The sequence below is a fragment of the Streptomyces sp. NPDC087263 genome (assembly GCF_044744645.1).
Classification (GTDB): domain Bacteria; phylum Actinomycetota; class Actinomycetes; order Streptomycetales; family Streptomycetaceae; genus Streptomyces.
On record NZ_JBIUYT010000012.1, the window covers coordinates 109,938 to 130,080 of the forward strand.

A 20,143-nucleotide genomic window follows, 5' to 3' on the forward strand; every position below is an offset into this window, starting at 1 on the left:
CCGTCTCGGCGTCGCCGTACCTGGCCTGTCTCCTCTGCTCCTCTCTGCCCGGGCGCCTCGCCCTCTCGTGGAGGGCACTGCGCCCGGCAACAGCCCACGACGCCCGGCCCCCTCCCAGATGGGACCAGGGTTTCGGTCGGGTGAGCGGCCGTCCCTGTGGGGACTCCGGCCGGCGGTGCTGTCCTGAATGGGTCTCACATCCCTGCGCGCGGCCCTCCGCCCGCCTACGCTCACTCCGTGCTGCGTATCACCGACGTTCGAACAGGCGAGTCCACCGATGCCGTCCGCGCCCGACGGGTACTGGCCCGTGTCCAGGTGCATCTGCCGGGGACCGACACATCCGCGCTGCGGGTGCTGCTGGTCGCCGATGTGCTCGCCCGGGCCCTGGAACTCGGCGGGACACCCGCCGTCACCGCGGCCGACCCGCCCGCGGAACTCCGGGCGCGCGCCGACGCGCTCGGCATCCGCCGCGGCGAAGCGGGTACGGTCGGCGCGGGCCCGGCCCTTCATGTCCTCGCGCCGGGAGACACCGCCACGGAGGGCATCCGGGTCGAGGTCGCGCCGGTCACCGGCACGGCCGATCCGGCGCTGCTGCGGATGATCCTGCTCGCGACCCCGCGCCGGGAGCCCGTCGACCTCGCCGCCGTCGACCTCGAAGGCGCTCGCGAGACGCTCGCGCGCTGGCGCAAGGCGGTCGCCACCTGGGCGACGCGTCCGTCCAAGCCCGTCCCCGAAGCCGTACGGCAGGAACTGCGGGCCGCGTGGGAGGACGACCTCGACGTGCCCGCCGTACTCGACGTGCTGCGGCGGGTGGAGAGCGCCGAGGACGTTCCGTACGGCGCCCGCTTCGAGACGTACGCCTACGCGGACCGACTTCTCGGGCTCGAACTCACCCGCGACATCGGGTCGGTGCTGTGATCGCCGGCGCCGGGACAGTCCCGCTGCGCAGACTCGTCGTCCTGCGGCACGCCAAGTCCGCCTGGCCCACGGGCGTGGCCGACCACGAACGGCCCCTCGGGCCACGCGGCCTCCGCGACGCCCCGGCCGCCGGTCGCGCCCTCGCCGAGGCCGACCGCCTCCCGGACCTCGCGCTGTGCTCGACCGCCGTACGGGCCCGGCAGACCTGGGAGTTGGCCGCCGCGCAGTGGGGCCCTGCGCCTCCCGTGCGCCTGGAACGGCGGCTGTACGGCGCCGACGTACCGGAGTTGCTGGCAGCGGTGTCCGAAGTCCCGGATCAGGTACTGACGTTGCTGCTGATCGGGCACAACCCGGGCTTGGCGGAGCTGGTGCTCGACCTGGCCGGAGACAGCCTCGGCGACGCGCTGGACGACGTACGGACGAAGTTCCCGACCTCGGCCGTCGCGATCCTCGCCTGGCACGGCGTCAGCTGGAACGAACTCGCCCCCGGCACGGCGCTGTTGACGGACCTGGTCGTGCCGAGAGGCAAGGAGCACGCCTGACCCACGTGGAATCCGGGGTTCGCGCTCCGGATTCGGTAGCGTTGGTAGCTACAACCAACGGGAGGTAGTTATGACCACACTCGCACGCATCGCCGTCATCGCGGCCGGGATCGCCATCGCGTTCGCAGGTACCGGGACCGCGCTCGCCGCGGACGGCGACACCGTGACGCCGAGTATCGTGGCCGGCGCGTACAAGTAGTCGGCCGGCGCGGTCCGCTCTCCGCGGGCGGACCGCGCCGTAGCGCGGCAGACAACGCGGTACGAGGTCGAGGCCCCCGCGAACCAGGTGCGCTACGCACCCACGAGCACCACGGCGATGCCGACGGCCTCCTTGAAGTCCCTCAGGAGCCGCGCCCGTCAGCACAGGGCTCGGGATGGCCGGGCGCGTCCGTGTCGGAGCTCTCCATACGCACACTCTCGCCGGGGCGACCGGGCGGTGACGCCGGCGTGCCACACACGCGCGTGGGACGCATACGCTGGCGTGATGCAGGACGAGTACCGCACAGTGGCCCGCGCGGGCGTGCACGAGACCGAGGTCAACCGCTCCCGTTTCCTGTGCGCCCTCGCCCCGGCCGCCACCGAGCGAGAGGCCCGGGACTTCATCGCTCGCGTCCGCAAGGAGCACGCCGACGCCACCCACAACTGCTTCGCGTACGTCATCGGAGCCGACGCCGCCGTCCAGAAGGCGAGCGACGACGGGGAACCGGGCGGCACTGCGGGCGCCCCCATGCTCCAGATGCTGCTGCGCCGCGACATGCGCTACGTCGTCGCCGTCGTCACCCGCTACTACGGCGGGGTCAAGCTCGGCGCGGGCGGACTGATCAGGGCGTACGGCGGTTCGGTGGGCGAGGCGCTGGACACCCTGGGGTCCCTCACACGCCGGAGGTTCCGGCTGGCCACGGTGACCGTCGACCACCAGCGGGCCGGCAAGATCCAGAACGATCTGCGCTCGACCGGGCGCCAGGTGCGTGACGTTCGCTACGGCGAGGCGGTCACGATCGAGATCGGGCTGCCCGACACGGAGGTGGAGCCGTTCCGGGTGTGGCTGGCCGATGCCACCGCCGGGACTGCCGGGTTGGAACTCGGCGGCGAGGTGTACGGGGACGTGTAGGCGAGGAACCGAGGTCGATACGGGAGTAGCCGCCCGTGATGTCCGACCCCGTACCGATTCGGCGACCGGGGACTCGCGACCACCCTCAGCGCCGGCGGGGAGGGCCTGGTGCTGGGCACCACGTACACCGACCTGTCCCAGGTCTCCACCCGGCGCCTCGGTGTCTCGGAGGCCACCGGGGTGATGAAGGTCGACGTCGTCCACGACGGCGGCAGGCCAGAGTGAAACCGGTGTGGGTTCGGCGCAGGACGAGGTGCGCACCACCGAGGCCTCGGGAATCACCGAATTCGTCCTGGCGCTCTCCTTCGGGATCACCCTGGTGGTGCTCCTGGTCGAGGGTGTCATCGCGCTCCTGAACTGATGCGCCGTGGCGTACGGAGGGGTCCGGCAATCTGCGGGCAGTGGTGGACCAGGGGACGGAAGGCGTTAGCGTGGTGGGTGCTGACGACGAGCCCGTGCTGGTTCGTGCTGGTTCTAGAGGGGTAGTAGGGGTGAACGTGCAGGTCGGAGCGGTTTCTTGAGATTGCTGCACACTTCCGACTGGCATCTCGGCCGGGCGTTCCACCGGGTGAACATGCTCGGTGCCCAGTCCGAGTTCATCGGCCACCTGGTGTCGACCGCGCGTGAGCGTGACGTGGACGCGGTGGTCGTGTCGGGGGATGTGTACGACAGGGCGGTGCCGCCGCTGGCCGCGGTCGAGCTCTTCGACGACGTCCTGCACCGGCTGGCCGACCTCGGCGTGCCGACGGTGATGATCTCGGGGAACCATGATTCGGCGCGTCGGCTCGGCGTCGGCGCCGGGCTCATCGGTCGCGCGGGCATCCACCTGCGGACCGAGGCCTCGGCCTGTGGCACGCCCGTGGTGCTCGCCGACTCGCACGGTGACGTCGCCTTCTACGGACTGCCGTATCTCGAACCGGCCCTGGTGAAGGACGAGTTCGGGGTGGAGAAGGCGGGCCACGAGGCGGTGCTCGGCGCCGCCATGGACCGGGTCCGCGCCGACCTCGGCGCGCGTGCGCCCGGCACCCGCTCCGTGGTCCTCGCCCACGCCTTCGTCACCGGGGGCCAGGCCAGCGACAGCGAGCGGGACATCACGGTCGGCGGGGTCGCCGCCGTGCCCGCCGGGGTCTTCGACGGCGTCGACTACACCGCGCTCGGGCATCTGCACGGCAGCCAGACCATCTCCGAGCGCGTGCGGTACTCGGGCTCCCCGTTGCCGTACTCCTTCTCGGAGACCGACCACCGCAAGAGCATGTGGCTCGTGGACCTCGGCCCCGAAGGGCTGTTCGGCGCGGAGCGGATCGACTGCCCCGTCCCCCGGGCGCTCGCCCGGATCCGGGGACAGCTGGCGGAACTGCTCGCCGATCCGGAGCTGGAGAGGCACGAGGAGGCGTGGGTCGAGGCGACCCTCACCGACCCGGTGCGCCCGGCCGAGCCCATGGCCCGGCTGACCGAGCGCTTCCCGCACACGCTCAGCCTCGTCTTCGAACCGCAGAGGTCACCGCAGGACCCGGACCTCTCCTACGCTCGGCGTCTGGCGGGCCGCGGCGAACAGCAGATCGCGGAGGACTTCGTCGCCCATGTGCGCGGCGCGGGACCCGACGCACGCGAACAGGCGGTGCTGCGGGACGCGTTCGACTCGGTCCGCGCCGACGAGGCCGTACGGGAGGTCGCCCGGTGACGACAAAGCAACGGGAGACGGCACTTCCACGGGAGACCGGACATCCACTGGAGGCAGCACCTCCATGGGAGACCGCAACTCCACGGGCCGCCATGGTGGCCGCCCGATGAGGCTGCACCGCCTGGACATCACCGCGTTCGGGCCCTTCGGCGGCACCCAGCGGGTCGACTTCGACGAGCTGTCCGCCGCCGGGCTGTTCCTGCTCCACGGTCCGACGGGTGCGGGCAAGACATCCGTGCTGGACGCGGTCTGCTTCGCGCTGTACGGAGCGGTGCCGGGCGCCCGACAGGGCAGTTCGCTGCGCAGCGACCACGCGGCACCCGCCACCCGCACCGAGGTGACCCTCGAAATCACCGTCGCCGGAAGGCGCTTGGAGATCACCAGGCTGCCGCCCTTTGAGCGGCCCAAGAAGCGCGTCGCGGGCACGACGACAGAGAAGGCCCAGAGCTGGTTGCGTGAGTACGACGCGTCGGCCGGCTCCTGGAAGGACCTCAGCCGCTCCCACCAGGAGATCGGCGAGGAGATCACCCAACTGCTCGGCATGAGCCGCGAGCAGTTCTGCCAGGTCGTGCTGCTTCCCCAGGGCGACTTCGCGCGCTTCCTGCGGGCGGACGCCGAGGCCCGCGGCAAGCTCCTGGGACGCCTCTTCGACACGCACCGGTTCGCCGAGGTCGAGAAGCGGCTCGCCGAGCGTCGGCGGGCGGCCGAGGCCGAAGTGCGTGCCGGGGACACGGCGTTGCTCGCCGACGCACACCGCATGCAGCAGGCGGCAGGCGACGCCATGGAGCTGCCCGACCTCGCGCCGGGTGACCCGGGTCTCGCCGACGCCATCCTGAGCTCGGCCGCGGTCGCCCGCAGCACCGCACGTGAACGGCTCACCATCGCCCACTGCGCGCGTATGGCCGCAGATTCCGCACAGGCCGCGGCGGGCCGCGTACTGGACGACGTACGCGAAGTGGCCCGGCTGCAACGCCGGTTCACTCAGGCGCGAGAGCAGGCCGCGCGCCTGGAGGAGCGGGCCGACGCCCATCGTGCGGCCCAGGTGCGGATGGAGCGCGGCCGCAAGGCCGAGGCGGTGGCCCCCGCGCTCGACCTGCGTGACGGGGCCGAGACCGAACATCGGCGTGCGACCGCCGAGGAGGCACGCACGCGTGCCGCTCTGCCGGAGACGTTCGCCGGAGCCGGTGCCGCCGGGCTCGTGTCCGCCGCGCGCAGGGCGGCCGAGGAGCTTGGCGCTCTGGAATCGGCGCGCCGAGCCGAGCGCCGACTGGCCGAACTCGCCACGGAGCGCGTCGATCTGGACCGACAGGAGCGCGCCGACGAGGAGGTCCTCCTGGAGGCGGAGAGCTGGCTCGCCACCTGGGAGGCGACCCGGACCGCGTTCGAGGAGCGCATCGAGTCCGCACAGGGGGCGGCGACGCACGCCGAGCAGCTCGCCGTGCAGCGCGACCCCGCGCAGGCCCGGCTCAACGCGGCCCGCCAGCGAGATCAGTTCGCCCGCGACACGGACGACGCCCAGCAGCAGGCCCTCGCCTGCCGGGAACGCGCCACGGACGCGCGCGCCCACTGGCTTGATCTGAAGGAACAGCGGCTCCAGGGCATCGCCGCGGAACTCGCCGCCGGTCTTGTCGACGGCGAACCCTGCGCCGTGTGCGGCGGCACCGAACACCCGGCGCCCGCACGGAAGATCGCCGGGCACGTCGACCGGGAGGCCGAGGAACAGGCCCTCGCCGCCTATCAGTTCGCCGACGACCAACGCACCGGGGCCGAACGGCGACTCGGCCTGGTCCGGGAGGCGCTGGCCGCCGCGACCGCGGAGGCGGGCGACGCCCCCACGGCGCAACTCGCCGAGCGAGCCGGAGAGTTGGAGCGGGAACACACCGAGGCACGCGCCGCCGCGTCGGGGCTGCACACCGCTCGCGAGCGACTCGCGCAGGCCGCGCTGGAACACGAACGGCGGGTGGCCGCCCAGCAGCAGGCCGCCCTCCGCGCCGCGGCCCGGGTGTCGCACCGCGACCGGAACGACCAGGAAAGGGCCTTGCTGGAGGAGGAGTTGGACAAGGCCCGGGGCACCGCGGGCAGCGTAGCCGCGCGGGCCGCACAGCTGGAGCGGCAGACGGCGCTGCTCACCGAGGCAGCCGACGCGGTGCGCGCGGCCGAGGACACCGCGCAGCGGCTCAAGGACGCCGACGCGCGACTCGCCGACGCGGCCTTCCGCGCCGGGTTCGACACGCCGAGGGCAGCCGCCGACGCACTGCTCGACGACACGGCCCACCGGGAGCTTCAACGGCAGCTCGACGCCTGGCAGTCGGAGGAGGCGGCAGTACGGGCCGTACTCGCCGAGGCCGACACGGTGGCCGCCGCCCAGCAGCCGCCCGCCGACCTGCGGACCGCCGAACAGGCCGCCGAGTCCGCAGGCCGCCGGTTGCGGGAGGCCGCCTCCGCGCAGGACGCGGCGGCCCGGCGCTGCGGGGATCTCGACCGGTTGTCCGCGCGTGCGACCGTGTCCGTACGCCGCCTGGCGCCCCTGCGGGAGGCGTACGACCGGGTGGCCCGCATGGCCGGTCTCGCGGCCGGCACATCGGCGGACAATGAGCGCAAGATGCGCCTGGAGTCCTACGTCCTCGCCGCCCGCCTCGAACAGGTCGCCGCCGCCGCGACCGCACGGCTGCTGCGCATGTCCTCCGGGCGCTACACCCTCGTCCACTCCGACGACCGCGCCGGGCGTGGCCGCAGCGGTCTTGGACTGCATGTCGTGGACGCCTGGACCGGCCGGGAGCGGGACACGGCGACGCTCTCCGGCGGTGAGACGTTCTTCGCCTCCCTCGCGCTGGCCCTCGGCCTCGCGGACGTCGTCACCGACGAGGCCGGCGGGGTGCGGCTCGACACGCTCTTCATCGACGAGGGCTTCGGCAGCCTCGACGAGCAGACCCTCGACGAGGTCCTCGACGTACTCGACTCACTGCGGGAGCGTGACCGTAGCGTCGGCATCGTCAGCCATGTCGCTGACTTGCGGCGCCGCATCCACGCCCAGCTGGAGGTCGTGAAGGGGAGAACGGGTTCGGTCGTACGGCAGAGAGGCGAGCAGGACTGAATCGGTCACCTGCGCCCGGAGCACTCGGTCGCCAGGTGGCTCAGTGGCCCAGTGGGCGCCGGGGGAGCGGTGAGGAGTAGACGACACTCGTGGTCACGGAGCCCAGGGTGCCGATCTTGCCCGCCACCTCCTCCAGGTGGCTCATGGAGCGTGCCGCGACCTTGATGACGAAGCAGTCGTCGCCCGTGACGTGGTGTGCCTCCAGGATCTCGGGCGTCGTCCCGACCAGGTCGTGGAAGGGTTTGTAGTTGCCGTTCGGGTACCTGAGCCGCACGAACGCGAGGATCGGCAGGCCCAGGCTCTCCGGGTCGACGACGGCCGCGTACCCCTGGATGACACCCGCCTCCTCCAGGCGGCGGACCCGTTCGGTGACCGCGCTCGCGGACATGGAGACGGCACGGGCCAGCTCGGCGAAACTTGCCCTGCCCTCACGCTGGAGGACATCGAGGATGTGCCAGTCGGTGGCGTCCGGGGAATACGTGGTCATGTGTGAGAGATAGCAGGGAAATCCCCGGCCGATCAAGAGTGATGCCGTGGATCGCCACTTCAGGGAGGCGAGTGCCGGACGTAGATTTCTGACCAGGAAGTCCCGCGTGGCCGGTGCTGACGGCACTGGTTCGGCGGGACCGGGAGGGAAGCAAAGACCATGACTGTGACCGCTGACACTGCTGTGACCAGCACATCTGCCGTCGTGAACCCCGTTCTGCGCGTCGCGCCGGCGTCTCCGGCAGCGGCCGCCGCCTACTTCAGTGCCGCCCTCGCCTTCCATGCCGACGTGTCCGATGTCGCCGCCGCGCTCGCCGCCGACGGCGATGCCGGTTTCGTCGTCCTCGACTCCCGCTCGACCGAGTCGTGGGACCAGGGCCATGTCCCGGGTGCGATCCACCTGCCGACCGCGCTCATCCCCGAGCAGGCCGAGCAGCTCCTGGACAGGTCGGTGCCGGTCGTCACGTACTGCTGGGGCCCCGGCTGCAACGGAGCGACCCGCGCAGCCCTGGCCCTCGCCGAACTCGGCTTCCAGGTCAAGGAGATGCTCGGCGGCTTCGAGTACTGGGCGCGCGAGGGCTTCGAGTTCGAGACCTGGGAGGGGCGCGAGCGGCGTGCCACGGACCCGTTGACAGCGCCGGTGGACGCGGCGGACTGCGGCTGCTGAGCCCCGTACGGTACGGCGAGTTCAGTCCCGTACGACCTCGGGCACGGGCCGCAGAAGGCGGCGGTCCGCCGTGTCGAACTCCGTCGCCGGGCGGGCCGCGCGCAGCACCACGTCCAGGGTGCCGTCCGGGTCACAGGCGTCATGCCCGCTCGCCCAGGCGGCGTTGGCCTCCACGACGGCCAGCGTCCGTCCTCACCGGTCAGCAGGCCGACATCGACGACGATGGCGCTCGGCAGCCCCGCCTCGGCGAGCCGGGCGGCGAAGGCCGGCACCTCACCTCTGCGAGTGTCCTCGTCGAGCGGCGCGGCATCCGGCTCGTCGCGCACGAAGTACCGGCCCGCGGTGCGGACTTGGCCGTCAAGGAGGAAGAGCCGGACGCCACGGCGAAGGCCACGATGTCGCTCACGAGGACGGGTTCCGTCGTCCACCGCATCGGGGCCGGGCAGCCGGCTGCCGTCCGGATGGATCCGCGCAGGGACGCTCTTGTCGTTCGGCGGCCTGACGAAACAGGGCGGCGGAGTCGGCGCACCTCGGCGACCGCGCTGAACTCGACGTCCCTGTGCGTCAGTTCGTACGGCAGCCCGGCCAGCCAGTCCGGTGGAGCCTCAAGCAGCCCGAGCCCGAGCCCGAGCCCGAGCCCGAGCCCGAGCCCGAGCCCGAGCCCGAGCCCGAGCCCGAGCCCGAGATCGCGAGCGTGCCCGAGATCGCTCGCGAGCCCGAGATCGCTCGCGACGGCATCAGCGAACAGCGGCCCGGCCTACGCCACGGCGCGCCCGGCGTTCCCCGCCATTCCTCCGGCACCCGCCGGTCGTGCAGCGTCTCGATGTGCAGGCCGCGTCGGAGGGCGGCGTCGGCGAGGGCGTGTGCGGTCGCCGTAACGCGCGGGGAAAGGAAGGGAGTTGGGGCGGCCACGGGTGTCGATGGTGGCGTTTCGGACAGGGGAGGGGACGGCGAATTTCCGCCCGCTGCACGCCGTGTAGCTTCTGCGCATGGCGAGAAACGACGACGTAGGCGCGGTCGAGTGGGTGGAGTCGGGCGGCGGCCCGCTCATAGCGATCCCGGAGACGGTGCTGTCCTTCTGGGCGGGTGCGGACGGCGACGAGATGTACTCCGACTACGACCGGGCCTGCGATGTGGACGGCTACATCGGCCTGGTACCCGTCGGCGACACCCGGGCCCTGGTCCTCGGCGACGAACCCGCCTCGACCTCCTTCCTCCCCGAGCACAGCACCTTCGTACGGTGGTGCGCCGCCGACTCCGCGGAGGAACTGCTCGCCGGCGTCCCGGCCGCACTCGAAGCGGCGGTCTGGGAGCCGGACATGCACTGGAACGTGCCCGGCCCGGTGGTCCTTTTCGACGCGGCCTGGCCCGGGACCGCCTCGACGCGCACCGAGCATCTCAGGGTCGCGCTGGAGCCGGGCCGGTACGCGGTGCGCGCGACGTACGCGGAGCCGGGACCCGAGACGTGGGTGGGCCTCGTACAGCTGCGGCGGTTGCCCTCCTGAGCGTGCGTCACCGGCTCGGACAGCGAAACACCGGGTCGTGCGGGGCGGTCGGTGCACGACGGCGGCCGGGCTCGGGTTGTGGCTGAGCCCGGCCGCCGTCGTGGAGCGTCAGAGCCGGGACAGCTCGTCCACCAGGTCGTCCAGGCCCAGTGACCCCTGTGACAGGGCCGCCATGTGCCAGGCCTTCGCGTCGAAGGCCTCGCCGTGGCGCTTCTTCGCGTTCTCGCGGCCCAGCAGCCAGGCACGCTCGCCGAGTTTGTACCCGATGGCCTGCCCGGGGATGGTCAGATAGCGGGTCAGCTCGCTCTCCACGAAGTCGGCCGGACGGCTGCTGTGCGCGCCGAAGAACTCCTGGGCCAGCTCGGGCGTCCAGCGCTCACCCGGGTGGAAGGACGAGTCCGCCGGGATCTCCAGCTCCAGGTGCATCCCGATGTCGACGATGACCCGGGCCGCGCGCATCATCTGCGCGTCGAGATAGCCGAGGCGCTGCTCCGCGTCGGTGAGGAAGCCGAGTTCGTCCATGAGCCGCTCCGCGTAGAGCGCCCAGCCCTCGGCGTTGGCGCTGACTCCGCCGATGGTGGCCTGGTAGCGGGAGAGGTCCCCGGCGACGTGGGCCCACTGCGCGAGCTGGAGATGGTGGCCGGGGACGCCCTCGTGGTACCAGGTCGACACCAGGTCGTACACAGGGAAGCGGGTCTGGCCCATCGTCGGCAGCCACGTACGGCCGGGGCGCGAGAAGTCCTCCGACGGCGCCGTGTAGTACGGGGCCGCGGCGCTACCGGGCGGCGCGATGCGCGACTCCACCTTCCGTACCCGCTCGGCGAGTTCGAAGTGTGTTCCGTCCAGCTTCTCGATCGCCTCGTCCATCAGGTTCTGGAGCCACGCCTGGACCTCGTCGACGCCCTCGATGTGCGTGCCGTGGGCGTCGAGGTGCGCGAGCGCCACCCAGGGGGTCGCGGCGCCGGGCAGGATCTTCTCGGCCTCTCGCTTCATCTCGGCGAGGAGGCGGTGGTACTCCGCCCAGCCGTACGCGTACGCCTCGTCGAGGTCGAGGTCCGTACCGTTGAAGTAGCGCGACCAGCGGGCGTACCGCTCGCGGCCGACCGTGTTCGGCGCGCCCTCGATGGCGGGCGCGTACACGTCGCGCATCCAGTCCCGCAGGGAGACCAGGGCCTCGGTCGCGGTCCGGGCGGCGGCGTCCAGCTCCGCGCGCAGTGTTTCGGGACCCGGCGTGACGAAGTCCTCGAACCAGCCGCGGCCCTCGCCGTCCGTGTCGGACCACTCGGTGAGCTGCTCGATGAAGGTCGCGGTCGGGCGCGGGCTCGCGTACAACTTGCGTTCCAGGCCCAGGGTGAGGGACTCGCAGTAGCCGCCCAGCGCGCCCGGCACCGCGCGCAGCCGCTCCGCGATCGCGGCCCAGTCCTCGTCGGTCTCCGTGGGCGTGAGGGTGAAGATCTCGCGCACCGCGTGCGCGGGCGTGTGCATGTTGCCGACCAGCCGCAGGTTGTCGTCGGCGTCGTGCACGGCGAGTTCGGCGGTGAGACGCTCGCGCAGCAGGCGGCCGCAGCGGCGCTCGATGTCACTGTCGGCGCCCGGCTGCCGTTCGGCCTCCTCGAGCCGCTCCAGAGTTCTGCGCGCCAGCTCGGCCAGGGCGTCCTGCCCCGCGGGCGAGGTGTCCGGCAGCTTGCTGGAACTCGCCTTGTCGCCGAGGTAGGTACCGGTGACCGGGTCGAGGGCGATGAGGTCGTCGACATAGGCGTCGGCGACCTCCCGGGGCAGCGGGCTCTTCGTCTCTGACATGCGGACATCCTCATACGAGGACGCGGTCCGCGTCATCCGGGTTCGCTCAGGGCATGGCTCCCGGTGGCCCCTGCGGTCAACCTTCTCGCCTCGGGGGCAACAGGGGCCCGCAGTCCCACTGCTGGAAGATCAACCGGGTCTCCACACGCGCGACCTCACGCCGGGACGTGAACGCGTCCAGGACCAGTCGTTGCAGGTCAGCCATGTCGGCGACCGCCACATGGACCAGATAGTCGTCGGGTCCGGTGAGATGGAAGACGCTGCGCGACTCAGGCAGGGCCCGGATCCGTTCCACGAACGGCCCGACCAGCTCCCGCCGATGCGGCCTGACCTGCACGGACAACAACGCTTCCAGGCCGCGCCCCAACTTCGCCGGATCCAGCCGCAGTTGATGGCCGAGAATGACTCCCGCACGGCGCAGCCTGGTCACCCGGTCCAGACAGGTCGAGGGCGCGACGCCGACCTGCGCGGCCAGATCGCGGTACGTCGTCCGGGCGTCGTTCTGCAACAGCCGCAGCAGATGGAGATCCACCGGATCGAGTACGACGGAATCGGCCATGCGGCGAACGTAACACGGGATCTGGCGCTGCCTACCCGGTTCCTGTTCAGGCTCAGGGCATGGACTCCGTCAGCCACGACATACGCGAACCAAGAACGACGAGACACGCCTCCGACGGCGCCGGTCGTACCCGCGCGCTCGCCACCGAGGCCGTGCACGCCGGGCGCGATGACCTCGCCCGGCAGGGCCTGCACGCGGCGCCGATCGATCTGTCCACGACCTACCCGTCGTACGACAGTCGCGGCGAGGCCGCCCGGATCGACGCCTTCGCGGACGACGGCGCCGAACCGCAGGGCCCGCCCGTCTACGGCCGGCTGGGCAACCCGACCGTCGCCCGTTTCGAGACCGCCCTCGCGCGCCTCGAAGGCACCGAGAGCGCGGTCGCGTTCGCGAGCGGCATGGCCGCGCTGAGCGCAGTACTGCTCGTACGGAACGCGCTGGGCCTGCGCCATGTCGTCGCCGTACGGCCCCTGTACGGATGCAGCGATCATCTGCTGACCGCCGGGCTGCTGGGTTCCGAGGTGACCTGGGTCGACCCGGCAGGCATAGCGGACGCGCTGCGGCCCGACACAGGCCTGGTGATGGTCGAGTCCCCGGCCAACCCGACGCTCGCCGAACTCGACCTGAGGGCTGTCGCGCACGCCTGCGGGTCCGTTCCGCTGCTCGCCGACAACACCTTCGCCACGCCGGTGCTGCAACGCCCCGCCGAGCAGGGGGCGCGGCTGGTGCTGCACAGCGCCACGAAGTACCTGGGCGGACACGGCGACGTGATGGCCGGGGTGGTGGCCTGCGACGAGGAGCTCGCCGGCCGGCTGCGCCAAGTGCGGTTCGCCACCGGAGGCGTTCTGCATCCGCTGGCCGGCTATCTGCTGCTGCGCGGTCTGTCGACCCTGCCCGTACGCGTCCGGGCCGCGTCCTCGAACGCCGCGGAACTGGCCCGCCGCCTCACCGTCGACCCGCGCGTGGCCCGCGTCCATTATCCGCGTATCGGCGGCGCCATGATCGCCTTCGAGGTCCACGGCGACCCGCACGCCGTCATCGCCGGGGTCCGGCTGATCACCCCCGCCGTGAGCCTGGGCAGCGTGGACAGCCTCATCCAGCATCCGGCCTCCATCAGCCACCGTGTCGTGGACCCGTTGGACCGCCGCGACGCCGGGGTCGGTGACCGGCTGCTGCGGCTGTCGGTGGGGCTGGAGGACGTGGACGATCTGTGGGCCGACCTGAACGGGGCGTTGGGCCGGCCCTTCGCCCGATCCTGAATGTGCAGGTTCTTCATGCGGGTTGGGCCGCGAACGGTCCGCTGGTGCGGAACGCCGGTTCAGCGAAGCGTGCGCCGATACGGCGGTGTGTGGCGGCGGCCTTCCACGAGCAGGTCGTACACCCCGTCGGGGCGCGGTGCACGCCCAGGCAGACCGTTTTGGGTGGGGAACGTGCCCAGCTCGACGCCGGTGGCCCGAGTGCGGAAGACCAGCCGTACGCCGGTCGACTGGGCCTCCGCCATGGCCAACTGCCCGTCGGCGGAGTGCGCCCGGGTTCGGGCGGGCGGCCCGGTGCGGCAGCAGCCAGTGCGCGGTCCGCTCCAGGTCGAGCGCACCGCGCACAAGGTCGGCGGTGACGGGGGTGGGGATCCCATCGTGCCGATGGCTCATGGCCTCAGCATGTCGACGGGGCCGCTGGTCCGCACACGAGAACCCGGCCGGCGGAGGCCGGCCGGGTTGTCGGACGGACGGACGGGTGGCCGACGTCGACGGCTGATGCTCGCCTTTCGCCGCCGCTCCGCCGCTCCGCCGCTCCGCCGCTCCGCCGCTCCGCCGCTCCTGCGGTCCTGCGGTCCGTCGGTCCTGCGGTCCCGCGGTCCTGTGGTCCACGGAACAGGGCCGGGAGGCGGGATTTAGTCCCGCACCACCGGCTCCCCCCGCTGCCCCTCGTCGTACGGCAGCCGTGATGTCACCGGAGTCGCCTCCAGGCGGGCCGTGATGACCAGGGTGCCCTCCTCGATCTGGTAGTCGAGGGGAAGGCCGAGGCCGCGCATCGCGGCGACCATGCCGGTGTTGGAGGACTGGGTGACGGCGTACACGCTCTCGCAGCCCGCCTCGACGGCCATCGTCACGAGGCGGCCGAGCAGTTCGCCGCCGATACCGCGGCGCTGCCAGTCGTCCTCGACGAGGAGCGCGATCTCCGTCTCGTCGCCGTCCCAGAGGAGGTGGCCGAGCCCGACGATGCGCCCGGATGCCGTCTGCACGGTGAGGGTGCGCCCGAAGCGCGGGCTGAGCAGGTGGTTGAGGTAGCGGTCCGCGTCGCCGACCGGACCGTGATAGCGCATCCTCAGGGTGTGCGGCGAGCAGCGCTCGTGCATCGCCCGGGCGGCGTCGAGGTCGGCGGCGTCGGCGCGCCGCACGCTGATGGCGTTGCCTTCCGGCAGCGTCAGCGTGTCCTGGCTGCGCGGGATCCGCGGGCCGAGCCGCGCGTCCAGCTCGACCAGCGCCCGGGCCCGTGCGAACTCCGTCGGCGTGAAGGGCAGATACGGCCGCTCCACCGTGATCACCCCACCCTCCGGCGCCCGCAGGCGCATCACCGTGTCCTCAAGTGCTCCCTCGACGGGGGCGCCCTCCTCCGCGGGACCGGACCGGGGCGACTTGGCGGGCAGCGAGCGGATCGTGCACCTGCCGAGCAACTGCCGGAGCGCAAGCGGCAGTTCCGCCGCGTCCAGGGCCGTGCGGGTGGCCAGACCCAGTACTCGCGTCGGCGCGTCGACCAGGTCGTGGGCGTCGGCCCGCTCGATCCAGGTCTCCGTGCCGCCGGCCCGCGAGACGACGCGGGTCATGTCGGAGGCGGCCAGTTCGGCGGGCGCGCGCAGCAGGAACTCGTCCACGGTGCCCGCTGCCAGCGGGTGTGTCTGCAGGCTGAGGATGTCGACCTGGTGGCGTGCCAGTGCCGAGCACAGCACGGCCAGCGAACCGGGCGCGTCCTTCACCGTCGTCCGCAGCCGCCACAGCGTGGTCTCCCCGGAGTGGGCCCCGGGCGCCGCCGCGGACTCCTCGGACGGCCCGGCCAGGTTCCCGTCGGCGAGCGGCCGGGCACCGGGATCGTCCGCCGGTGGCGCGTGACCGTGGTGTCGAGCCCACCACGTGTGGAAGCCGGCCGTGGCGACCAGGACACCGGCCGAGATCATCAGCAGGGCGATGCCGTCGGGTCCGTGCCCGATCAGATTGGCGACGGCGTCCGCGACCGCGACGGCCGTGAACAGGGCGGCGAGTTCGACGACGTCCCGCCGCCAGTGGTGAACGGGGCGCCCGTGCTTCGATCGCGTCACATCAGACATGTCTGGAGTCATACAGCCACTGTGGAGGAACGGTGTTGCGTGATCACGAACAGTCTGTGACTGATCGGTAAAGTGTCGTTCTGTACCCTTTGCGGATATTTTTGCGAGTGTTTTGCCTACGTCGCCGGGCGGGTGCGTCGCGCCCCTGGTCAGAGCGACCCGTGGCCGGTTTCCTTCGCACCGTCGGCGAGGGGAAGTGAACGAGACCGCGCACCGGGGGATGACTCCGGTACGCGGTCGGTGGTTCGAGGGTACGGGAGACCTGCCGGTCCGGACGACGCGTCACCGCGGCCTCCCGGGTGCTACTGCCCCACGCGTCCCGGCTGAAGTACCTGAGTGAACAGCACAGTTCCGTCCTGCTCACGCAACCGCACCGTCAACTCGCCGCTGTCGCCGTCGATGTCGACCTCGCCGAAGAACTGGTAGCCGCCGGCGGGCGAGACGTTCGAGGCGGTCGGCGCCTTCACGAACACCCGCTCAGGATCGAAGGTGTTGTCCAGCGAACTCGCCGGGAAGGCACCGGCGTTGAGCGGTCCGGAGACGAACTCCCAGAACGGTTCGAAGTCGGTGAAGGCGGCTTGCGACGGCTGGTAGTGCTGTGCCGAGGTGTGGTGCACGTCGGCCGTCAGCCACACCGTGCCCGTGATCCGCCGGTGCTTGACGAACCGCAGCAGCTCTGCGATCTGCAACTCGCGCCCGAGCGGCACACCCGGGTCGCCCTGGGCCACCGCCTCGATGTTCGGCTGTCCCTCGGTGGCGTCCGGCACGACCAGGCCGAGCGGCATGTCCGCGGCGATCACCTTCCACACCGCACGCGACCGCGACAACTCCCGCTTGAGCCAAGCCAGTTGCTCGGCGCCGAGGATGCCCTGCGGATCGGTGGTCTGCGTGCCGGGGGAGTTGGCGTTGCGGTAGGTCCGCATGTCGAGGACGAACACGTCCAGCAGCGGGCCCTGGCGCAGGACCCGGTACACGCGGCCGTCCTGGTTGTCCGGCCGCAGCGTCGAGAGGGGGAAGTACTCGCTGAACGCGCGGCGACCCCGGGCGGCCAGGACGTCGACGCTCCTCTCGGTGTAGCGGGTGTCCGAGGCGCCGATCACCTCACCGGGGTACCAGTTGTTGCGCACCTCGTGGTCGTCCCACTGGATGATCGACGGGACCTGGGCGTTGAAGCGCTTCAGGTTGTCGTCCAGCAGGTTGTAGCGGAAGTTGCCGCGGAACTCGGCCAGCGTCTCGGCGACCTTGGATTTCTCCTCGGTGGTGATGTTGCGCCAGGTGGTGCCGTCGGGCAGCGTCGCCGTCGCCGTGATCGGGCCGTCGGCGTAGATGTTGTCGCCGCTGCATAGGAAGAAGTCCGGGTCGAGCTCGGCCATGGCGTCGTAGATCCGGTAGCCGCCGAGGTCCGGGTTGATGCCCCACCCCTGCCCCGCCAGATCGCCTGACCACAGGAAACGCACCCCGTCACGCCGCCAGGCGGGGGTCGTACGGAAGGTGCCGGTCACCGGTTCGCCCGTGCGACGCGGGTCGTCGGGGTCGGAGAGCAGCACGCGGTAGTGGATCTGCTCGCCCGCGGGCAGCCCGCGCAGCCGAGTCGTCCCCGTGAAGTCGGTCCCGGGGCCGAGCAGCGGACCCTGCCACCTGCGGGGGTTGCGGAACGACTCGGTCGCCGACGTCTCGACGATCACCCGGGCCGGGCGGTCGGACCGTACCCACACCAGTCCGGAGTCGGCGGTCACGTCTCCGGTCTGGACGCCCCACTCCGCCTTCGGCCGCCCGGACAGGGCGAAGGCGGGCGCAGCGCCGAGCGCGGTGGGCAGCGCCAGTGCGGCGGAGGCGGCCAGCGAACCACGCAGAACACTGCGGCGACCGGGAAACGGATGCTGCGGACGGTGTGACATGAATGCGCCTCCAGGGACGGATTCGGCCAATGGGCAATGCCACACCTACTGGTGCGCCGCAGCGCACACGGAAACCACGGGTGAACAGCGGACCGCGAGCACACTAGGGAACCGGTGCCTGCCGACAACGAACCGGTGCCTGCCGACAACGAACCGGCGCCTGCCGGCAACGAACGCGCGCCTCAGAAGCGAACAGCGTCCGCCATCAGTCGTACGCCGTCACGGATCCGCGCCGGCGGCAGATGCGCGTACCCCAGCACCAGCCGTACGCCGTCGTCGACCGCCTCCCCGTAGTGCGCCAGCGGACGTACGGCGACCCCGGCCGCCGCGGCCCCTGCCAGGAAGCGGTCGCGTGGCCCGTACCGCTCCGGCAACACGGCGATCACGTGAAGACCCGCCGCGATCCCGGACACCTCCGTGCCGGGAAAGTGCTCCTCCAGGGCCGATACGAGCGTGTCGCGCCGTTCCCGGTAGGCGCGTTGGCAGCGGCGCAGTTGGCGGTCGTAGTCGCCCCGCTCGATGTAGCGGGCCAGGAGTGCCTGGTCGATGACGGGGTTCCCGAGATCCATGGTGCGCTTGCGCTCGACGACCTCCTCGGCCAGCGACGCGGGCACGAGCAGCCAGCCGAGCCGCAGCCCGGGCGCGAGGGACTTGCTGACCGACCCCGTGTAGGCGACGTGCTCCGGGTCGAGCCCCTGCAACGAGCCCACGGGGGCTCGGTCGTAACGGAAGTCCCCGTCGTAGTCGTCCTCGATCACCAGGCCGTCCACCGACCGTGCCCAGTCGAGCAGTTCCGCCCGGCGGCGCGCGGAGTAGGCGATCCCCGAGGGGAACTGATGGGCAGGCGTCGTCACCACGGCTCGTACGCCCGACGCCTCCAGGGGGCCGGGCGCCAGCCCCTCCTCGTCCAGGGGCAGCGGTACGGTGCTGACGCCCGCCGAGGCGTACAGCGCACCGTGTCCGGGGCTGCCCGGATCCTCGACGCCGACGTCGTGCACCCCGCGCGCGTGGAGCACGAATCCGAGCAGAGTCATCGCCTGCGCGACCCCGGAGACCACGACGACCCGCTCCGGGTCGGCGACCACACCACGCCGTCGGGAGAGGAGCTCGGCGAGGGCCGTGCGCAGCCGGGGGAGGCCGCGCGGATCCGGGTAACCCAGTGCGTGGTGCGGGAGTTCGGCGAGCACCCCGCGCTGCGCGGCGGCCCACGCGGCGCGCGGGAACAGCGACAGGTCCGGTGTCCCGGGGACGAAATCGATCCGCGCGTCGGCCGGTCGCGGAGCGAGATCACGCGCGCCCGGGCGGGCCGCCCGCACGGCACCGCCGACCCAGGTCCCTGCACCCCGGTCGCTGCGCAGATACCCCTCCGCGGTCAGCTGCTCGTACGCCTCCGTGACCAGCCCCCTGGACACCCCGAGATCGGCCGCGAGTTCACGGCTGGACGGCAGCCGGGTGTCCGGAGCGAGCCGGCCCGAACGGACCGACTCGCGCAGCGCCTCCTGGAGCGTGCGCCCACGCGCGCGTGCCGGTGCCGACGCGGCAGGCAGGAGCAGCTCCCAGGCGACGCTCCAGGCAGTCGGCGCGGATCCGCCGGGCCCCGGGTACGGGGTGTCCCTCGCATTGGTCCCCGATGACGTCATGAAAGTGGACCTTAAACCGGACCGCGTTCCTTCATAGCGTCACTCCCATGAACGTCACCCCCGCCCGAGGCGCCCTGCTCGTCACGCTCGCCTATGTCCTCGTCGGAGCCTCCTTCACCGCCAACAGTGTCCTGGGCCACTATCCGTACGCGGGCGGCCAGTTCCTGCGCTACGGCCTGGCCTTCGCGCTGCTGCTGCCGCTGGTCGGCCGGTACGGCGCGGCATCGCTGCGGAAGCTCGCACCGCGCCAGTGGGGCCGCCTCGCACTGCTCGCCGCGGTCGGCATGGTCGGCTTCAACCTTGCGGTGATCGCCGCCGAACGGACGGCGGAACCGGCGGTTCCGGGCGTCTTCGTGGGCTGCGCCCCCCTGGTCGTGGCCGTCATCGTCCCCCTTCGGGAACGACGCCGCCCGCAACGCCTTGTCCTGTACGGGTCGTTGCTCGTGGCGGTGGGCGCCTTCACCGTCCAGGGGTGGGGCCGCACGGACGCCATGGGCGTCGGGTACTCCGTGTGCGCGCTGGTCGGAGAGGTGGGCTTCGCCGCCCTGGCCGTGCCCGTACTGCGGCTGCTCGGGCCACGACTGCTGACGGCCGCCGTCTGCGGGATCGCCGCGGTCGAGTCGGCGGCGGTCGGCGTGCTCGTCGACGGCGGCGCCTGGCTGCGGAGGCCGGACGCGACCGAGGTCGCCGCGCTGCTGTGGCAGGCGGCCGTCGTCACCGTCGTCGGCTTCCTGTGCTGGTACACGGGCATGCGGCGCATCGGCGTGGAACACGCCACGCTTTTCACCGGCCTCATCCCTGTCGCGGCGGTCGGTACCGCGCCGCTCGTCGGCACGGGCTCCTACGGCGCAGCGCAGGCCGTCGGTAGCGCGCTGGTCGGCGCTGGAGTCGCCCTGGGATCAGGTGTGTTGGCGCGGGCG

At 72.0% G+C, this 20,143-nt stretch carries 17 protein-coding genes and 3 pseudogenes; 11 read left to right on the forward strand and 9 right to left on the reverse strand.

Annotation, left to right across the window (positions count from 1 at the left end; all coding sequences use genetic code 11):
- Positions 1–237: 237 nt before the first annotated feature.
- The 7 genes from ACIPC1_RS33165 to ACIPC1_RS33195 all read left to right on the forward strand — a co-directional run bounded on the left by ACIPC1_RS33165 (position 238) and on the right by ACIPC1_RS33195 (position 7,346).
- Positions 238–918, forward strand: a complete 681-nt coding sequence (locus tag ACIPC1_RS33165; protein ID WP_402523771.1) for a hypothetical protein — start codon at positions 238–240, stop codon at positions 916–918.
- A complete protein-coding gene (locus tag ACIPC1_RS33170) occupies positions 915–1,460 on the forward strand; it encodes a SixA phosphatase family protein (RefSeq protein ID WP_402523773.1) in 546 nt (181 codons plus the stop codon). The genes ACIPC1_RS33165 and ACIPC1_RS33170 overlap by 4 nt, the downstream gene beginning before the upstream one ends.
- 70 nt (positions 1,461–1,530) lie before the next feature.
- On the forward strand, positions 1,531–1,659 hold the full coding sequence (locus tag ACIPC1_RS33175) for a hypothetical protein (protein WP_384377826.1): 129 nt from the start codon (positions 1,531–1,533) through the stop codon (positions 1,657–1,659).
- A 285-nt stretch (positions 1,660–1,944) separates the two neighbouring features.
- A complete protein-coding gene (locus ACIPC1_RS33180; protein WP_402523776.1) occupies positions 1,945–2,571 on the forward strand; it encodes a YigZ family protein in 627 nt (208 codons plus the stop codon).
- Between the two features lie 232 nt (positions 2,572–2,803).
- Positions 2,804–2,932 (forward strand): hypothetical protein, encoded by a 129-nt coding sequence (locus tag ACIPC1_RS33185; protein ID WP_402523779.1) that lies wholly within the window; start codon positions 2,804–2,806, stop codon positions 2,930–2,932.
- A gap of 156 nt (positions 2,933–3,088) precedes the next feature.
- Positions 3,089–4,252, forward strand: a complete 1,164-nt coding sequence (locus tag ACIPC1_RS33190) for an exonuclease SbcCD subunit D (protein ID WP_402523782.1) — start codon at positions 3,089–3,091, stop codon at positions 4,250–4,252.
- A gap of 106 nt (positions 4,253–4,358) precedes the next feature.
- The gene (locus ACIPC1_RS33195; protein WP_402523785.1) at positions 4,359–7,346 is read left to right on the forward strand and encodes an AAA family ATPase; all 2,988 of its coding nucleotides are present in this window, start codon (positions 4,359–4,361) and stop codon (positions 7,344–7,346) included.
- Between the two features lie 40 nt (positions 7,347–7,386).
- On the opposite strand, the gene ACIPC1_RS33200 is transcribed toward ACIPC1_RS33195, so the two are convergent.
- Positions 7,387–7,833, reverse strand: coding sequence for an Lrp/AsnC family transcriptional regulator (locus tag ACIPC1_RS33200; RefSeq protein ID WP_402523788.1), 447 nt, complete (start codon positions 7,831–7,833; stop codon positions 7,387–7,389).
- Between the two features lie 159 nt (positions 7,834–7,992).
- On the opposite strand from ACIPC1_RS33200, the gene ACIPC1_RS33205 reads away from it, so the two are divergent.
- Entirely contained in the window at positions 7,993–8,499 is a 507-nt protein-coding gene (locus tag ACIPC1_RS33205) for a rhodanese-like domain-containing protein (protein ID WP_402523791.1), read from the forward strand.
- A gap of 21 nt (positions 8,500–8,520) precedes the next feature.
- Here the strand turns inward: ACIPC1_RS33205 and ACIPC1_RS33210 are convergent, their stop codons facing one another.
- Positions 8,521–8,673, reverse strand: coding sequence for a hypothetical protein (locus ACIPC1_RS33210; RefSeq protein ID WP_402523794.1), 153 nt, complete (start codon positions 8,671–8,673; stop codon positions 8,521–8,523).
- A 65-nt stretch (positions 8,674–8,738) separates the two neighbouring features.
- Positions 8,739–9,092, reverse strand: a pseudogene (locus ACIPC1_RS33215) (hypothetical protein); the annotation flags it as partial.
- A 396-nt stretch (positions 9,093–9,488) separates the two neighbouring features.
- Here ACIPC1_RS33215 and ACIPC1_RS33220 point away from each other — a divergent pair.
- Entirely contained in the window at positions 9,489–10,004 is a 516-nt protein-coding gene (locus ACIPC1_RS33220) for an immunity 21 family protein (RefSeq protein ID WP_402523797.1), read from the forward strand.
- Between the two features lie 108 nt (positions 10,005–10,112).
- Here the strand turns inward: ACIPC1_RS33220 and ACIPC1_RS33225 are convergent, their stop codons facing one another.
- On the reverse strand, positions 10,113–11,804 hold the full coding sequence (locus ACIPC1_RS33225; RefSeq protein WP_402523799.1) for a DUF885 domain-containing protein: 1,692 nt from the start codon (positions 11,802–11,804) through the stop codon (positions 10,113–10,115).
- Between the two features lie 76 nt (positions 11,805–11,880).
- Positions 11,881–12,363 (reverse strand): Lrp/AsnC family transcriptional regulator, encoded by a 483-nt coding sequence (locus ACIPC1_RS33230; RefSeq protein WP_402523802.1) that lies wholly within the window; start codon positions 12,361–12,363, stop codon positions 11,881–11,883.
- A 59-nt stretch (positions 12,364–12,422) separates the two neighbouring features.
- Here ACIPC1_RS33230 and ACIPC1_RS33235 point away from each other — a divergent pair, with 59 nt between their 5' ends.
- Positions 12,423–13,622: a trans-sulfuration enzyme family protein gene (locus ACIPC1_RS33235; RefSeq protein WP_402523805.1), complete on the forward strand. Its 1,200-nt coding sequence runs from the start codon at positions 12,423–12,425 to the stop codon at positions 13,620–13,622.
- Positions 13,623–13,717: 95 nt separating this feature from the next.
- On the opposite strand, the pseudogene ACIPC1_RS33240 reads toward ACIPC1_RS33235, so the two are convergent.
- The 4 genes and pseudogenes from ACIPC1_RS33240 to ACIPC1_RS33255 form a co-directional block, all read right to left on the reverse strand.
- A pseudogene (locus ACIPC1_RS33240) lies at positions 13,718–14,012 on the reverse strand (lipase); the annotation flags it as partial.
- A gap of 242 nt (positions 14,013–14,254) precedes the next feature.
- On the reverse strand, positions 14,255–15,685 hold the full coding sequence (locus ACIPC1_RS33245; protein ID WP_402523808.1) for a GNAT family N-acetyltransferase: 1,431 nt from the start codon (positions 15,683–15,685) through the stop codon (positions 14,255–14,257).
- Between the two features lie 302 nt (positions 15,686–15,987).
- Positions 15,988–17,583 carry an alkaline phosphatase D family protein gene (locus tag ACIPC1_RS33250; RefSeq protein WP_402523810.1) on the reverse strand — a complete coding sequence of 532 codons (1,596 nt, stop codon included), beginning with the start codon at positions 17,581–17,583 and terminating at the stop codon, positions 15,988–15,990.
- Between the two features lie 182 nt (positions 17,584–17,765).
- Complete coding sequence (locus ACIPC1_RS33255) at positions 17,766–19,223, reverse strand: PLP-dependent aminotransferase family protein (protein WP_402523813.1); 1,458 nt, start codon at positions 19,221–19,223, stop codon at positions 17,766–17,768.
- Positions 19,224–19,270: 47 nt separating this feature from the next.
- On the opposite strand from ACIPC1_RS33255, the pseudogene ACIPC1_RS33260 reads away from it, so the two are divergent.
- Positions 19,271–20,107 (forward strand): annotated as a pseudogene (locus tag ACIPC1_RS33260) (DMT family transporter); the annotation flags it as partial.
- Positions 20,108–20,143 lie beyond the last annotated feature (36 nt).

What these genes read in the sequence shown, in the direction of transcription:
- ACIPC1_RS33175 (WP_384377826.1), top strand. Translation starts at nt 1,531, where the DNA reads ATGACCACACTCGCACGCATCGCCGTCATCGCGGCCGGGATCGCCATC.
- ACIPC1_RS33180 (WP_402523776.1), top strand. Translation starts at nt 1,945, where the DNA reads ATGCAGGACGAGTACCGCACAGTGGCCCGCGCGGGCGTGCACGAGACC.
- ACIPC1_RS33195 (WP_402523785.1), top strand. Translation starts at nt 4,359, where the DNA reads ATGAGGCTGCACCGCCTGGACATCACCGCGTTCGGGCCCTTCGGCGGC.
- ACIPC1_RS33200 (WP_402523788.1), bottom strand. Translation starts at nt 7,833, where the DNA reads ATGACCACGTATTCCCCGGACGCCACCGACTGGCACATCCTCGATGTC.
- ACIPC1_RS33205 (WP_402523791.1), top strand. Translation starts at nt 7,993, where the DNA reads ATGACTGTGACCGCTGACACTGCTGTGACCAGCACATCTGCCGTCGTG.
- ACIPC1_RS33220 (WP_402523797.1), top strand. Translation starts at nt 9,489, where the DNA reads ATGGCGAGAAACGACGACGTAGGCGCGGTCGAGTGGGTGGAGTCGGGC.
- ACIPC1_RS33225 (WP_402523799.1), bottom strand. Translation starts at nt 11,804, where the DNA reads ATGTCAGAGACGAAGAGCCCGCTGCCCCGGGAGGTCGCCGACGCCTAT.
- ACIPC1_RS33230 (WP_402523802.1), bottom strand. Translation starts at nt 12,363, where the DNA reads ATGGCCGATTCCGTCGTACTCGATCCGGTGGATCTCCATCTGCTGCGG.
- ACIPC1_RS33235 (WP_402523805.1), top strand. Translation starts at nt 12,423, where the DNA reads ATGGACTCCGTCAGCCACGACATACGCGAACCAAGAACGACGAGACAC.
- ACIPC1_RS33245 (WP_402523808.1), bottom strand. Translation starts at nt 15,685, where the DNA reads ATGTCTGATGTGACGCGATCGAAGCACGGGCGCCCCGTTCACCACTGG.
- ACIPC1_RS33250 (WP_402523810.1), bottom strand. Translation starts at nt 17,583, where the DNA reads ATGTCACACCGTCCGCAGCATCCGTTTCCCGGTCGCCGCAGTGTTCTG.
- ACIPC1_RS33255 (WP_402523813.1), bottom strand. Translation starts at nt 19,223, where the DNA reads ATGACGTCATCGGGGACCAATGCGAGGGACACCCCGTACCCGGGGCCC.